10 protein-coding genes are annotated in these 14,087 nt (G+C 43.9%); all 10 read right to left on the reverse strand.

The window, feature by feature from the left end; translation table 11 throughout:
• Positions 1–390: 390 nt before the first annotated feature.
• The 10 genes from AAIG11_RS07165 to AAIG11_RS07210 all read right to left on the reverse strand — a co-directional run bounded on the left by AAIG11_RS07165 (position 391) and on the right by AAIG11_RS07210 (position 14,040).
• A complete protein-coding gene (locus tag AAIG11_RS07165; protein WP_343185558.1) occupies positions 391–2,055 on the reverse strand; it encodes an IS1634 family transposase in 1,665 nt (554 codons plus the stop codon).
• Between the two features lie 209 nt (positions 2,056–2,264).
• Positions 2,265–3,509: a group II intron reverse transcriptase/maturase gene (gene ltrA, locus AAIG11_RS07170; protein WP_343185559.1), complete on the reverse strand. Its 1,245-nt coding sequence runs from the start codon at positions 3,507–3,509 to the stop codon at positions 2,265–2,267.
• A 543-nt stretch (positions 3,510–4,052) separates the two neighbouring features.
• Positions 4,053–4,244, reverse strand: a complete 192-nt coding sequence (locus tag AAIG11_RS07175) for a hypothetical protein (protein WP_343185560.1) — start codon at positions 4,242–4,244, stop codon at positions 4,053–4,055.
• Positions 4,245–4,349: 105 nt separating this feature from the next.
• Complete coding sequence (locus AAIG11_RS07180) at positions 4,350–7,997, reverse strand: dynamin family protein (protein ID WP_343185561.1); 3,648 nt, start codon at positions 7,995–7,997, stop codon at positions 4,350–4,352.
• A 2-nt stretch (positions 7,998–7,999) separates the two neighbouring features.
• A complete protein-coding gene (locus AAIG11_RS07185; RefSeq protein WP_343185562.1) occupies positions 8,000–10,471 on the reverse strand; it encodes a dynamin family protein in 2,472 nt (823 codons plus the stop codon).
• 44 nt (positions 10,472–10,515) lie between these two features.
• Complete coding sequence (locus AAIG11_RS07190; RefSeq protein WP_343185563.1) at positions 10,516–11,463, reverse strand: M48 family metalloprotease; 948 nt, start codon at positions 11,461–11,463, stop codon at positions 10,516–10,518.
• 42 nt (positions 11,464–11,505) lie between these two features.
• The gene (locus AAIG11_RS07195) at positions 11,506–12,204 is read right to left on the reverse strand and encodes a hypothetical protein (protein ID WP_343185564.1); all 699 of its coding nucleotides are present in this window, start codon (positions 12,202–12,204) and stop codon (positions 11,506–11,508) included.
• 16 nt (positions 12,205–12,220) lie between these two features.
• On the reverse strand, positions 12,221–12,676 hold the full coding sequence (locus tag AAIG11_RS07200; RefSeq protein WP_343185565.1) for a J domain-containing protein: 456 nt from the start codon (positions 12,674–12,676) through the stop codon (positions 12,221–12,223).
• 89 nt (positions 12,677–12,765) lie between these two features.
• Entirely contained in the window at positions 12,766–13,794 is a 1,029-nt protein-coding gene (locus AAIG11_RS07205; protein ID WP_343185566.1) for a DUF697 domain-containing protein, read from the reverse strand.
• A gap of 63 nt (positions 13,795–13,857) precedes the next feature.
• On the reverse strand, positions 13,858–14,040 hold the full coding sequence (locus tag AAIG11_RS07210; RefSeq protein WP_343185567.1) for a DUF4236 domain-containing protein: 183 nt from the start codon (positions 14,038–14,040) through the stop codon (positions 13,858–13,860).
• Between the last annotated feature and the right edge of the window lie 47 nt (positions 14,041–14,087).

Here is a 14,087-nt window from a genome sequence, read left to right on the forward strand (position 1 = left end):
ATCATTCTCATATGTTAATGTTCACAGGGAAAAGTTATCGTATGGCCAATTCATTAATGAAGTAATTTTGGTAACGCTGGTAATTGCATTTTTGACTGCCAAAAGTTGTATTTCTCTATTGCCAAAACCAGGTGATTCCATGCAGGGCTTCGTCGTATAAGTATTCATATATGCCGAGATTTTTTTGGCGGCGTATTCCATTCTTAAAATCACTCAATCTCTTATGCGTCTTAAAATAGACCTCCCTGCCGTTATGGGTTGCTTTTTTATCATATTCTTTCAATAGTTGTTTGTGTTGATTATGTCTCCCATACTCCGCACAATACACTAAAAACCTAACATAATTTAAAGTTATCCGCACTCAAAAATCTCTACAAGTCTTGAAAATAGCTATCCTGATCCCCTGGTGAAGGTATCTTCCGGGATGCCCAGGTGCCCAAGTACCGTTTTGATATTGTCAAAAAGAGGGTGTGCCAGCCGTCTTTCAATGAGACCGTTGTTTTCATACAGGTTCACCCGAACAGAATAGAAAATGGTGTAGATGGCAAACAGGGTGGGGTTGGACACCTCCCGTTTGCCAAGGCCCACGATTTTTTCCCCGGTTTTCTTCATCTCCCGGCGCACCACATACTCAGCCACTGACAGCAGTAAGATGACCATTAGCATCAGATAAGCAAAGGCTTCAATCCGCTTAGGGCTGTCCAGGAACATGGCGTTGACAAAATGGGGACTTTTCAACTGTTGAAACTTTTTCTCCGTCTGGCTCTGGGTTTTGTATTCCTGTAATAGCTGGGTGGCTGAGAACGCCGTGTCATTGCTGGCCAGGACAAAGGTGCATTCCCGGACCAGATGAGACTGTATGGCCAGTTCATCTTCTGTGATGAGAGGCACCAGCTGGTACACCCACTGGGTTTCCTTGTTTTTCGAAGGTCGGCCGGGTTTTCGTTTGGGGACTTCGTTGATGTCAAAGCGTACCTGATGAAATTTCAGTTTCTGGGTGTCTTTGGAAAGCTTTTCAATTTCCAGCCGAGCATCTTCTTCACAGGCAAAGGTGCGTTTCTGGAAGGGTTTGCATTTTTTCTCCATGTCTTCGAGTTCTTTGGCTATTTTCTTCCCATGGCTCCTTGCTTTCTGTTCTTTCATGGAAGGGGAATAGCAGATCCCGCAGGATAGGGGGTACCCTTTGTACTGGATGATTTCACTGCGGACCCGGTAAGGAACAGCTTCTCCTTTGGCATTGGTCATAGAGATGGGTTCCAGGGTATCAAATTCTTCAACGGCCAACTGCAACAGCTTTTTGGCTTCGGTGACGTTGTCAGGCATCCGGGTGATGAGGGTAATGCCTTTTTTAGCGGCTTTCTTCAGGTTTTCTTCTGAAAACAGGGCGCTGTCGGCGATGTAGCAAAAGGTTTCTTTCTTGATGTTTAGGGACGACAGGACGTCTTCCACCAGTTCCAGGTTCTCGTTGTTCCATGTCTTGTCATCTTTGTTGCCAGAGAGGACCTGGGCATCCACCACAATGCCTTCGGCGGTGCCAATGCCCAGCTTGATTTGTTTTTTGTCTGATCGTTTTTGTTCGCTGTGGCCAAAGTCGATTTCAATTACACCTACTTTTCCATCCTCGGTTTCGTAGGTGCCCCACATGACTTTGGAGGTGGTGTCATAGTTGATGTTCTTCACCTGTATGTCGTAGCGTAAGAAGGCATTGGCTGCCAGACGGCTGAAAATTTCCCGGGGTCCTGCATCGTGTAACCGGTCGAAAAAGTGGCCAAACCGGTCATCGTTGATCTGTTCGTGCCGGATGGGATAGTGGAAGAGTCCCTCCAGGTCTTTCATGTTGTAGTAGTCCTCCAGCCGCCACAGGGGATGGTGGTCATCACACATGTTCACCATCATCATCTGGGCCATGACGCCATAGGGGATGTCTTCCGGCCGGCCTCTGTCGGAAGACAGCTTCTCGTTCAACAGTTCCACCAGGCCCATTTCTTCTGAGAGTCCCACAATAAGGCCGGCTTTACCAGGGCTGTGTGCATCGATCATGGTTCCCTGACTCATGGCATACCACACTCCTTCAATAGAATTTGTGTAGGTATTCGACATCAGCATAACAATATCCTTTTTGCAGAATATTGCGACTATATTCAGATTCTTCTCACTTTAATTGTTGATTAACGGTTGTTTGATTAGTCGAGTAGGCCTGGGGAACTTCCCCCCAAGCCTCTCACAGAATCCGGACGTGAGAGTCTCCCCTCATCCGGCTCTTCTTAATCACCCTTTGGGCAGATGCCCATCTTCCAGTGGACAAAGAGTGCTGGATCTGATTTGGCAATGGTGCCCAACCAGCCTAAAGCGGCCATCATTTTGTTTTTAAACCGCTTGTACTTTCTCATCACCCATCTGGCTAGATGAAGATTCACTTGCGATAGTTCCGAATGTACTGCACTTGGCGTGTAGTGTTTAAAGTAGTTGGCCCAGCCACGAATGATTGGGTTTAATAGTTGTGCCAGTTCTGTCATGGAGAGGAAGGCAAGCTTTCTGAGTCTCCTGACTTTTACCCGCAGGCTTTTGATGGCGTCTTTGCTGACAGCGGGGGTGAAGCCGGTGAAATACTTTCCTTTCCTGGTTTTGACGGTTCTGGCTCTGAAGGTGTATCCCAAAAAATCGAAGCTGGTGTGTTCGTGATCCCCGGGTCGGTTTTCATCTTTGCAGTAGACGATTTTGGTTTTCTCTGGATGGATTTCCAGTTGACATTGGCTCATCCGTTGCTTTAACTGTTCAAGGATTAATTCTGCTTCCCTTTGGGTGTGGCAGTGGATGAGTCCGTCGTCTGCGTACCGGGCCCATGGGTTCTCTGGCCATGTTCTTGTGATCCAGTGGTCAAAGGCGTAATGCATAAACAGATTTGACAAAATCGCACTGATGACGCCGCCTTGAGGAGTGCCGAACGAACGTTCTTTTTCGGTTCCGTCTGGCATTTTCATGGGTGCTTTCAGGCTTCGCTGGATGTAGAGGAGGACCCATTTGGTGTCGATGTGTTTTTGGACGGCTTTCATCAGGAGTTCGTGATTGATGTTATCAAACAGTCCTTTGACATCGAATTCGATGACCCATTCGTACCGCCAGCACCGCTCCCGGGTGACGCCGATGGCGTCGGTAGCTTTCTTGCCGGGGCGGTAGCCGTAGGAGTCTGGATAGAAAAGTGGTTCGAGATGTGGTTCCAGTCTTCCGACGATCACTGTTTGGGCAATTCTGTCGTTGATGGTGGGTACGCCAAGCAGGCGGACGCCTTTGCCGTTTTTCTTGGGGATTTCCACGCTGCGCACGGCCTGTGGGAAGTATGTTCCTGAGGCCATTCGGTTCCATAGCTTGTAGAGGTTGTTTTTCAGGTTGTTTTCGTATTCCTGTAGACTAACCTCATCGATACCGGGAGCGCCTTTGTTGGCTTTCACCTTTTTATACGCTTCCAGCACTTCTTCTTGTGTGATCTTGAAGGGTTTCTCCTTCTTCATAAATTCCTCCCATGTTCTGGTTGATTTTTGAATTGGGGTTGATTAAGTGAACGCCTTTGCTCTGCGACGATTACAGCCGCTTCATAGCTCTTACGCGTTCATCCGTCCCTGTCCGCAGCATCGATACTTACTCACTTGCATTTTTGTGCTTGCGATTTTCTCTTGGCATCTGCGGACAGGTTCTCCTGTTCCTCTCAAAAGCCTGTCTCATGGTCCTGCAACCTTTGCACCGGCCGCCGTCCGGTCAGTAGACAGCTTTCTTCCGGACTGATCCCAGCACTTCCGCACTGTACTGGTTTTGACGAGCAAGGTTCGCATTAACGATGCTTTGATGGTTGTTCACTTTCGTTCAGCTCCATGAGACGTACCTGACTGTTTTATACAGCCTTTTTCCCCACACGCTCAATACCGGAGAGATTGGTCTCCAGCACCTGTGGGTGGTTTGAGACCTGCAGCTGCATGCCGATCTCGAAGGACCTTCCTTCATCTTTTGAGAAGCATCATTTCAGACGAGTCGTTCCTCCTTTCGGTGTCTTACTTTGTTCAGGACGCACTGCGGAGTATGCGATGTCTATCAATACTCTCTGCCACTCTCATGGTGGCACCACCAGTACCTCCATTCCAGAAATCTGAAACAGTCTGTTTATACTCTTCCTTTTTCTTTTCGTCTTTCGTGGTAGAAGACATAACAGACATTACGATCATAAAGAGAAAACCTACTATGATAATTTCCATCGATCATTACTCCTTCACTTTTGGGGATTTTTGATCCTAGAAACAAACTTTCGTAAACTGCTTTTACTATACATATCGCTCAAGTAAATTCTAAGAAAGCTAGATTTAGTTGCCAACATATTCATCATTAATCCATCTTCCTTCAATGTCTAAAGTACCATTCGCAAAATACTCACTGCCTTGGCCGTGTTTCCGTCCATCTTGCCAAGCGCCAACAAATTTTCTTCCATCAGTATAGGTATAGATGCCTTGACCATTAAACTCATTGTTTGCAAAATAACCAACATATTTCCATCCATCCGATGCTGTTAAAGTTCCTTGACCATGAAAATTCCCATTTTCAAAATCACCAACATATATTGATCCGTCGATCCATGTATATGCTCCACGTCCATGATTGGTACCATTTTTCCAACTGCCGACATACAATCTACCTTCATTGTCTGACCACGTACCTTCCCCATGGGGTCTTCCATCTAAGACTTCGCCCACATAAGTACCCATCCTAACATCATAATCTGTACCGCAATTGACATTCCACTCCATTTTAACCGTTTCATTTTTTGATGTTTGATCCTCATGATCAATTGATATTGCTAGCTCATCCTGCACAACAAGTTCACCTTCATGCCAGATGCCTGATTCAATAGTACCATCAGCCAACGTATACGTACCTTGACCATGTCTCTTTCCTTCAAAAAATTCACCTATATATTTTCTTCCGTCATCCCACGTATACGTGCCTTGTCCATGAAATACAAGTGACCAACCTCCGCTTTCCTTCGCTTCACCCCTGACATCACCCTCATATACCTCTCCATTCAAACGATACATTATTCCTATTCCATTTGGCACTCCTTCAGTCCATTCGCCTACATATTTTCTTCCATCAGCCCAGGTATACGTACCTTGGCCATGTCGTTTATCATCAGCCCATTCACCTACATATATACTTCCTTCATCCCACGCATACGTGCCGTATCCATGGTATACAAATGACCAGCCTCCACTATCATTTGCTTCACCCTTGACATCACCCTCATATACATCTCCATTCAAACGATACATTGTTCCCTTTCCATTTGGCACTCCTTCAGTCCATTCGCCTACATATTTTCTTCCATCAGCCCAGGTATACGTACTTTGGCCATGTCTCTTACCTTCAAAATATTCGCCTACATACTCGTCTCCGTCAGCCAACGTTAACGTACCTCGGCCATGTCTTTTACCTTCAGCCCATTCACCTACATATTTTCTTCCTTCATTGTTTGTCCATGTGCCTTCACCATGCGGTTTTCCATTTAGTATTTCCCCGACATAGTCACCCATTCTTACTTCATAGTCTGTCCGATAATTGACATTCCATTTAATAACTCCAGTAGTTTCAACTTCTATGGTTTCATTTTTTGCGGTTTCTATTTTTACGGGTTCTGCTTTAGGTGTTACAGATTTTACCGGTTCAGATATCGAATCTTTTTGTACAGGTTGATCTGCTACCCCTCTCAAAGGTTCTTTTGCAGAATTCAACCCAGCGGTAATAAAAGCCATTACAAATAGTAAGATGCCTGTGATGAACACCACTTTTTTGAAAGTAGTGGCTTTCTTTTTCAGTTTTTCTTCCCCAATGTATTGTCTTGCCCTACTGGCGTTGTAAACTGGTTTGTTATACTCTTTCCTCACAACTACCGTGGGTGCAAGGGATGTTTCTGGCGCTTGATCACCGCTGCTCTTACCTTTCAAGTCACTTATACGTGCTATCCCTGCTATTTTGGCATGCTCATCAAGATTTTTTTCCATGCTCTCAATCTTCTTCTCAACAAGAATTCGGCCATTTTCAATTTCTTCTTTGGAATGAATCGTTTTTCTTTTGGCATCAGCATGATGCTCCATGATTGCTTCCAGTAGAACATCATACTTCGATAAATTTGTCTCCAGTGTTTTCTCTATTTCGCTCATCATCGAATTGCGCGAACTTTTGATAGCACTTGAAATTTGTCCTCTGTAACCATAAGTGCTGCTCCTGAGCTCTCTGATGACAGAAGCTTTATACTCTCTTTTTAGATCATATAAATCTGAACCAAATAGTGATCCAAGGAAACCACCAATGGCAGCACCTGCAACAGCTCCAAGGGGGCCGGCAACAAATGCACCAAACAATGCTCCACCACCTGCTCCTGTTGCTCCTGTTGCTCCTGGATCGGTCGCATTTGATACGGATCCAGGTATAATCATCTTTGTTTGGAACGTTATATTTGTATTAGGCGTTATCACATTAAACAACTCTGGTTCTTTTCTTTTATAGGCTAAAGCAAATGCGCATAAGGCAGTACCTATTCCTATCAATGCGCTAAATTCTATCATGTAGTAGCTTTCGTGAAACGCAAAAAAACCTGCAATAGCACCAAGAACTACAGCGATTAAGAATGCTTTGCTATCTTTTTCCCAGCACAGTGTTTTTTCTTTGACCAAAAAGTCATAGGCCATTCGGAGCTTCTGTACGTGTTCTTTAAGGGATTGTGTAATGACTTGACTTGCATAGTCTGATACTTTGTTATGTTCTTTCTGGACCTCATCTGTGATTTTTCTGGTCATATTATTCATATAATTGTTGATCCTGCTAGGAACTGAATTTTTTAGCACATTAACGCTCGATGCGCTATCAATAATTTCTTCGATTTCTTTCTCTGCTTCATGATACAGTTTATCTTGCATTTTATTGGTATTTTGCTCCAGCTCATTGAACATTTGGCTAATTTCTTTTTTCAAAGGTATCAACACACGTTCTTTAAAGCCTTCTACAGTCTCTACTTCTCCTACAATTTCACTCAACCGGTCATTGTACCATTCTTCCTTTGAAGTGGCCAGCATACCCATTTTTGCCATTAAGCGATTTTGAAGGCTGATGGAACGGAAAAGCAATAACTGTTGTCGGTTTGTATTTAACACTTCCTCGAGGTCTGTTTGAAAATCATTAAACGTTTTTACCCAAGCTCTTTTATCCTCTGACACATGATGTGCATAAAGCGCAGAGATTGAGTATACTTCTTGTACTTCAATGCCTGTGTATTCTTTGATTGATTTTTTAACATGTGCTTTGGTTCGCTCTATGGTTTTATCAATGTCATCTATTAACTCATCTTCCAATTGATCACATTTGTTCAACACAAAAATAAATTTCCCCAGATTCTCTTTATGTTTTTGCAGAAACTGAATAAAGGATTTTGAAACAGGTTGCTGCGCATTGATCACATAGATGGCTGCCGCCGACTCCTCGATGGCTTTTTGCCGCATGGCATCATGGGCCTGGTTTTCAACATTGCTGCCGGGAGTATCAATGATCACCCACCCACTTTTAAGGATTTTGTTCGGGTGATGGTATTCAATCCTGGCATTAGCGTGGCTGTTCTGTGTCAGATGCGCTTTAAGGTTTTTGGGCTTTATGTCTACTGGTTTTCTGTTTGGTTCAACAAGAAAGAACTTCTTTTTTTGTCCATATGTAAGATAAGTGTTAATGGCTGTGGTAGGTTCATCAGCAGTTGTCAACACTTCTTCCTTCAACAACGCATTGATCACCGTTGTCTTACCCGCACTAAATTCTCCTAAAACTGCCAGTTTCAGCGTAGCCTCATTGTTTTCTTTGCGAATAGCCTCCAGCTCATTTTTCAAATCTGTGTAATAGCCTTCATTTTGAAACATTTTGCGAAGAAGACCATCAATTTCTGTCAAGTTTTGTGCCAGTTTATTTTGATCCATGGCTATCCCTCCATTAATTGAACCAAGTGAGTAAACTCTTCGCGGATGCTCACCATATCGGCTAGAGATGTCCTTAGTGATTCTCTGCGCTCCAGGATTTCATTTTCCGATTTCTTTTTTGTTGCAATCATCTCTTTTAATGTTTGGTTGTAAGCATTAATCATTTCAACAAATTTCTGTTCACTGTTTTCCATGGTCATCTGGTAACTGTCTTCCAGCGTTTGCTCAATGCTTTCCCTTAGCTTTTCTTCCAAATAGTACCATTCAGTCGATATATTGCGTGACAACCTTTCACGCGTCTGCATCTCTTTTTGCTGCTTAATTTTTTTATATATAAAATGACTCCCCAGCAAGCCGCCAAAAAAAGCGATGGGGCCTAACAGAAAGCTACCTACCAAAAATCCCACACCTGCTGGCAATGAGACCTGCAACAGATCGTTACCATCCAGTTGGCTGTCAAACTGACCCGGCATTGAAAAGGCTGATTCAACTTGCGGTATTGTCAACATGCTTTCAAATTGCTGCTCACGATATTGCTGAAAATCATGGTTCAGTTCGGCAAAACGCCTTGAAATCTGTTGATTTATCTTTTTGATCCCTTCCGAAATTTTTGGGTAGAGTTGCTGATTTACCCACGCCTTCAAATCATTTTCCTCTTTTTGAATGGTTGCTGCAACCGTGGTGTGGTCAAGTTGTGGCATTGATTCTATTTTGCGAATGATACTGTCTCTGCGTTGTTGCATGGCTGAGCTAAGGCCTTTCAACAGCTCATTTTGATACGATTCAAACTGTTGACGTGTTTGGGCCTTGATGTCTTCTTTTTGACTCAAAAGCTGATGTTCCTTCTGTTTGAAGTCGTTCAATCGTCTTTCGAGACTTTCCAGCGTATCGCCTAAATGATTAAACTGTATTTTCACCTCTGTCATTGTCGTTTCAATGACTTCATTGCTTCGCTTAATGGCCTGCTTAAGAAGTAACGCACCTTTTTCGGCCAGTAGAAACTGTTCAAAGGCTTCTTCAAATTGTTCAAAAGGAATCTTGTAACTGGGCTCAATTTCTCTATTTTTGACTTTTTGTACCAGCCGCTTGCGGGATGAAAGACCGAACACCTTTATACTTTGTTCTTTAGCATTGGTGAGTTTTCGGACATTTTCTTTCACATAACCAGAAATGCGCTCTCTGTTTTGTGATTCCACCAAGTCGATCTTGTTTAACACATAAAAAACTTTCCCTAGATCAGCCTGATAAATATGTTCTCTTAAAAAACTTGTTTCTGAAGCGGAAAGCGGCTGCGTTGGATCCAGTAATAATATGGCTGCATCTGCTTTTGGTAGGAATTCGTAGGTGATGTTTTCTCCTGTCTCATTGATATCATTAACGCCTGGTGTGTCAATGATCATACACCCACGTCGCCCAATTTCCGTTGGCCAGTATACTTCAGCTCTTTCAACCATCGATGCATTCTCCTGATACTGATCTTCCAGCGCGGTAATCCATTCTTTCAATTCCTCATTTTCAACATTTCGGGTAGAGCCATCTTTCATCTTCAGGATTACTCTAGGAGTTTCGCTGTAATGTACCATTGTTAAAGTAGCCGTTGTCGGCAACACATCCATGGGTAATACCATGTCGCCCAGCAAAGCATTCACAAACGTTGATTTTCCACGACTAAACTCACCAAGCACCACTACCTGGAAAACATTGCTCTCAATTCTTTGAATTGATTCATTAAAACCCGTTGCGTCATAACCCAGTTTCTTTGTGATGTTTTCAGCTTCTCTGAGTCTTTCGACAATGTGTTCTTTCATTTTTTGAAAATCATGTAGCGTCTCGTATTCTCCCCGATACCATAAAGTTCGGTCGATTTCTGCTGGTATAATTGCTTCTTCCATGGATTGCTGAGATTTGGGAACAGGCGCTTCCAGCAACTTGGCCTGTAAGTCTTTACTTTGGGAAGTGGTTTCTTCTACAATATTTCCCACTGTTTCAGATGTTTTTTGCTTGCCAAAAAACTTTTTAACTTTTCCAAACCAGCCTTCCTGAACCTTTTCATTTTCTTTGGAAGCTTGGTTTGTCTGATACGATTCTTCCAGCGCAACACTCACCCTATTTAACACTTCCGGCAGTTGCTTTAGATCATCAACCACTTTTTTGGCCGTATCATATGATATTTCATCGTCACCATGTGCCGCACGATTGCCTGTGTGAATCACTCTTTGCATCCAGGCAAACTCTTCGCTGCTGATAGATTGATCAGCTTTCAATAAATGTATTCTTTCCATGAGTGATGGTTGTTGTCCCTGAATGTCATCACTCTTTTGCATCACTGCTTTTAAGCTCACTTCCAAGGTTCTTCGGCTGGCGATCACTGATGTGACAGGACTGATTTCAACCGTCTTTTCCGCTTCCTGATACGCATTCAAATAGAGTTCCATTACTTTTTCCAGCTGATTATGTTGCGTTGTTTGCACCATAAATCTATTCGCCACCCCTCCATCATGGATTTGATGTTATTTGATTATGCCTGCATGATGAAACTGTGCTGGCATTTTGGACATGTCACCTTAACGGATTTATGTCTCTTTGGCAACTTCAGCGTTGTGTCACACTTATGACAGATGATCATGATGGTGTTGTCCATGTATCGATTCAGTGTGGCTGCATACCCGCCTTCCGTCTGCCAATTGAAAAGCTCTTTTGCTCTCATAACCGTCCATGGATGGGTATTGCCCATAACCGAAAAGAGTTTTGCTGCTTTATCCATGCGCTCGTAATCATAATCTTCGAAAGCCTGGGCTTGTCTTTTGAAGGATTCAACGTTGACCTTGTCATAAAAACGCTCTGGCAGACCTGCTATTTTCATGAGGGTGGTTGTGCTTGCATCAATGTTCTGAGCTGTTAGCAGCCCTGCCCGGTCTGCCGTAAACTCAGACATTCGATACCAGTGTAATAAAGCAAGTGTTATGGCTTGTGCCGCCAATTCACCCACACCAAAGGTGACATACCCAAGACGTTTTCCAATTTCTGGCAGCACCATACTGATTTGCCGGTAAAGCATGTGATTGCTCTTAATATGACCCAGCTCGTGACCGAACAAATACATGAGTTCATCATCTGTAAGTAAATCAAGGCATCCTGAATGAAACACCAACGCCGGTTCTTCAATGCCTGCTACAAAGGCATTCACGCTGTAATCATACTTGATATATAGAGCCGGAATTTTTTCCATCTCCATGATACGACACGAGTTTAGCAGCATCCGATGAATTCTGGGAAAGTTGTCTTTGTCTACTTGCAGGTAGCTTCCGGCAAACTGCATCTTATATAGTCTTTCCGCCCAGTGTTTATAGAATGCTTTAACCAGTGTGTCAAACCCTTTTGCCTTTTTTAGCTGTTCCAGTGCCATCCTGTCGAAGCGGTGTTCATATTCGAAAGGTTGGAGTCCCTGAAGTATAATTCTACCCATGCCTCATTCACTTCCATCCGTTGATCTTCACCTTATTAGTCGTTATACTATAGATGCTTTGAGCACTTGATAGGCCGTCATGATATTGCGGCTTCTTGTTGTGGCTGCTTCAATGACGATCTCTGGGCACCCACCCTTGACTAGTTTTTCTACATTATAGGATTCAAGGAGTGATGCTTTCTTTGACTCCAATTCTTCCACTGTGAATGGTTGACTTAAACCCATAATTTCAGCACTTTCTTGCATATCCATGGCTTCTGTTATGTCAATATCATCAAAACCTGGTGCTTCCATTTCCTGATATGCCATCTTCTCTGCTTCCAATTCCTCAATGTATTCCATAAAGGTTTGGACAATGTTGTTCGCAAAAGTCTCAAGTTTTTCTTCACGGTTTTTTTCCCCGCCATCAAAGTTGCTTCCGCTAATACCGATGTAATCTGCGCCAATGGCATCCCAAAAATCATTGGCAGCAAACAAAGTAGGGTCTTGTTGCAGTTTTTCCAGAGCTTTCAAGAACAATTCTTCCATTTCCACTTGATCTTTTTCGGTATCTCGGTATTGTTCAAACATGCTATCTAAAATATAGTTTGCATATATTTCCAGGTTTCGCTGTACATGTTCTTTGTTGATGGTCTTGTTGACAATTCGCTTGGTTCCTCTTATGGAGGCATAAACCAACGATCTTACAACCCAGATTCCTACAAAGAACAGGATTGCCAGCAGTAAAAGCATACCTTCCATTGTTTACATCTCCTTCCTATTTCAATTCCCCGTTCGCAATCATTTCGTATGCACGATTGATTTCAATCACCCTTTTATGTAACAAAGTCACGAGGTCTTCCGGCATTTCAAGGTGAGCGTACTTGTCTGGATGGTATTTTAGGATCTGTTTTCTGTACTGCTTTTTTACAGTATAAATATCGTCTCCCGGCTTGCAGTTTAGCATTTCGTATGGTGACAACGGCATTTCATTCTCTTCCAACTCATTTGATTCTTTAGTATGATTGTTCTCTTCACCTGGTGAAGCGCTTTCTTTGGAATAATCTCTTTGTGCAACGTATTCTTTCTTTTCAAGCTCAGGCAAAAACAAAATGATGAGCAGTGCAATAAAGTGTAATAAACCCCCTAAAACAAGCCATGCAAAAACATTGCGATTTTTCTTGCTTGCTAGTACTGCACATCCGATTGCCGTGAAGATGAGTAAAAAATACAATCGATACACTCCTCTCAGATTACACAATGGTACTTCCGCTTTATGCAAGCATTGACCATTCATTATTATAATCTCTTGTCTGATTGATTTTATGTTTTTCCAGCCTGATGATGGTCTTCTCCTTGGCCGCGCCATCTTTCCCACATTTCCTTTGGTTTCGAGAACACACTTTCCACCTTTTCTTTGCTGTAGGTAAAAGCGTCTTCTGCATTCTTTTTTGTCAGGTTCACGGTGGCCTGACGGATCCGCACTGCGTTATCTTTCACCACCAAGCCCAGCAAGCGACAGGCCTGAAGCGAGGCTAATTTTCGAACCAACCGCCGTTCCGGAGCCGCCAGGCTTCCCATATATTGCTGGGCAATGAGCCCCACCCGGAGGGTGAGATAGGCGTTGGCAATGCCCTGGGCGGTGGAATTGATGATCAGGTTCACCGCTGCTGTGGCGCCGGGCACCAGGGAGGAAAAAAGGGAGCCGAAGATGGTGGTCATAAGAGGTTCCAACTGCTCGTCCATTAACTCTAAATCGTCGATTTCCCTGGCCAGGAGTACCGTTGCCCCCACATTAAAGTACAGGGCCGCCAACTGGCGGAGCCCTGGCCTTTGACGGTACAGGTGGGCGATGTGCCAGATGAGGCGAGTAAGGCTTATGAAGACAAAGAGGCCGTCAAGGCTGCCATTTTGAATGATGGCGGTGGTGACAAACACCTGGGAAGCGGTGTCACGACTCTTAGTTTCTGCACCTTTGTTGAGAAAAGCCAGCTGTTCCAAGAGAACTTCTTCTGGTGCGTCCTGGGGCAGAAGGCTAAAACCTGCCTTTCGCAGTGCCGGATTGTCATTCAACTGGAGAATCAGGTCTTTTCGGTACAGGCGCCGGCCTTCCGCGTCTTTCTCCTCCGGCAGGGGTAGGGGACGGGGGAGTGTCATAAAGGCGTAGAGGGGATAAAGAATGCCGTACCCGATGATGCCTGCCAGAAGCAGTAAAAACCCTTTGCCAAGCAGGTGGTGCTGCGCATTAACCTGCCGGTACATCCCCATCACCTGGCCAATAAACATAATGAGTCCCAGGAGCAGCAGGGCTGTTAAGAGCAGCTTAATTATTTTCCATGTTTTGTATTCCACCAACACCTCTCCCTTCCGTACCGATTTGTTTCCTTGGACTAATCCATTGACCTTTTATGATGGTCATTTCAGTTTTTTGCTGTAGAAAAGGCCGGTTCCAGGTACTCCCAGGGACAGACGTTTGCCCCTTTTCCCAATGGTAAATTTGGCTCCTCTTGGTCCGAAAGACAGGGAAGGCCCTGATTTACTCATGTTCAGGGTAATGCCTTTGGCGATTTTTTTTCGTTTGAAAAACCGGAGGCTCATTAAAATTTTCCTTTCCAGTTTATTGTTGATTGATGGGCACAGTAAGC

Origin of the sequence: Anoxynatronum sibiricum (genome assembly GCF_039414295.1) — a bacterium.
GTDB lineage: Bacteria > Bacillota > Clostridia > Peptostreptococcales > Tindalliaceae > Anoxynatronum > Anoxynatronum sibiricum.

Bases quoted from the DNA above. Each gene is read 5' to 3' on its own strand.
- AAIG11_RS07165 (WP_343185558.1), bottom strand. From the start codon at position 2,055: ATGAGTCAGGGAACCATGATCGATGCACACAGCCCTGGTAAAGCCGGC.
- ltrA (WP_343185559.1), bottom strand. From the start codon at position 3,509: ATGAAGAAGGAGAAACCCTTCAAGATCACACAAGAAGAAGTGCTGGAA.
- AAIG11_RS07175 (WP_343185560.1), bottom strand. From the start codon at position 4,244: ATGGAAATTATCATAGTAGGTTTTCTCTTTATGATCGTAATGTCTGTT.
- AAIG11_RS07180 (WP_343185561.1), bottom strand. From the start codon at position 7,997: ATGGATCAAAATAAACTGGCACAAAACTTGACAGAAATTGATGGTCTT.
- AAIG11_RS07185 (WP_343185562.1), bottom strand. From the start codon at position 10,471: ATGGTGCAAACAACGCAACATAATCAGCTGGAAAAAGTAATGGAACTC.
- AAIG11_RS07190 (WP_343185563.1), bottom strand. From the start codon at position 11,463: ATGGGTAGAATTATACTTCAGGGACTCCAACCTTTCGAATATGAACAC.
- AAIG11_RS07195 (WP_343185564.1), bottom strand. From the start codon at position 12,204: ATGGAAGGTATGCTTTTACTGCTGGCAATCCTGTTCTTTGTAGGAATC.
- AAIG11_RS07210 (WP_343185567.1), bottom strand. From the start codon at position 14,040: ATGAGCCTCCGGTTTTTCAAACGAAAAAAAATCGCCAAAGGCATTACC.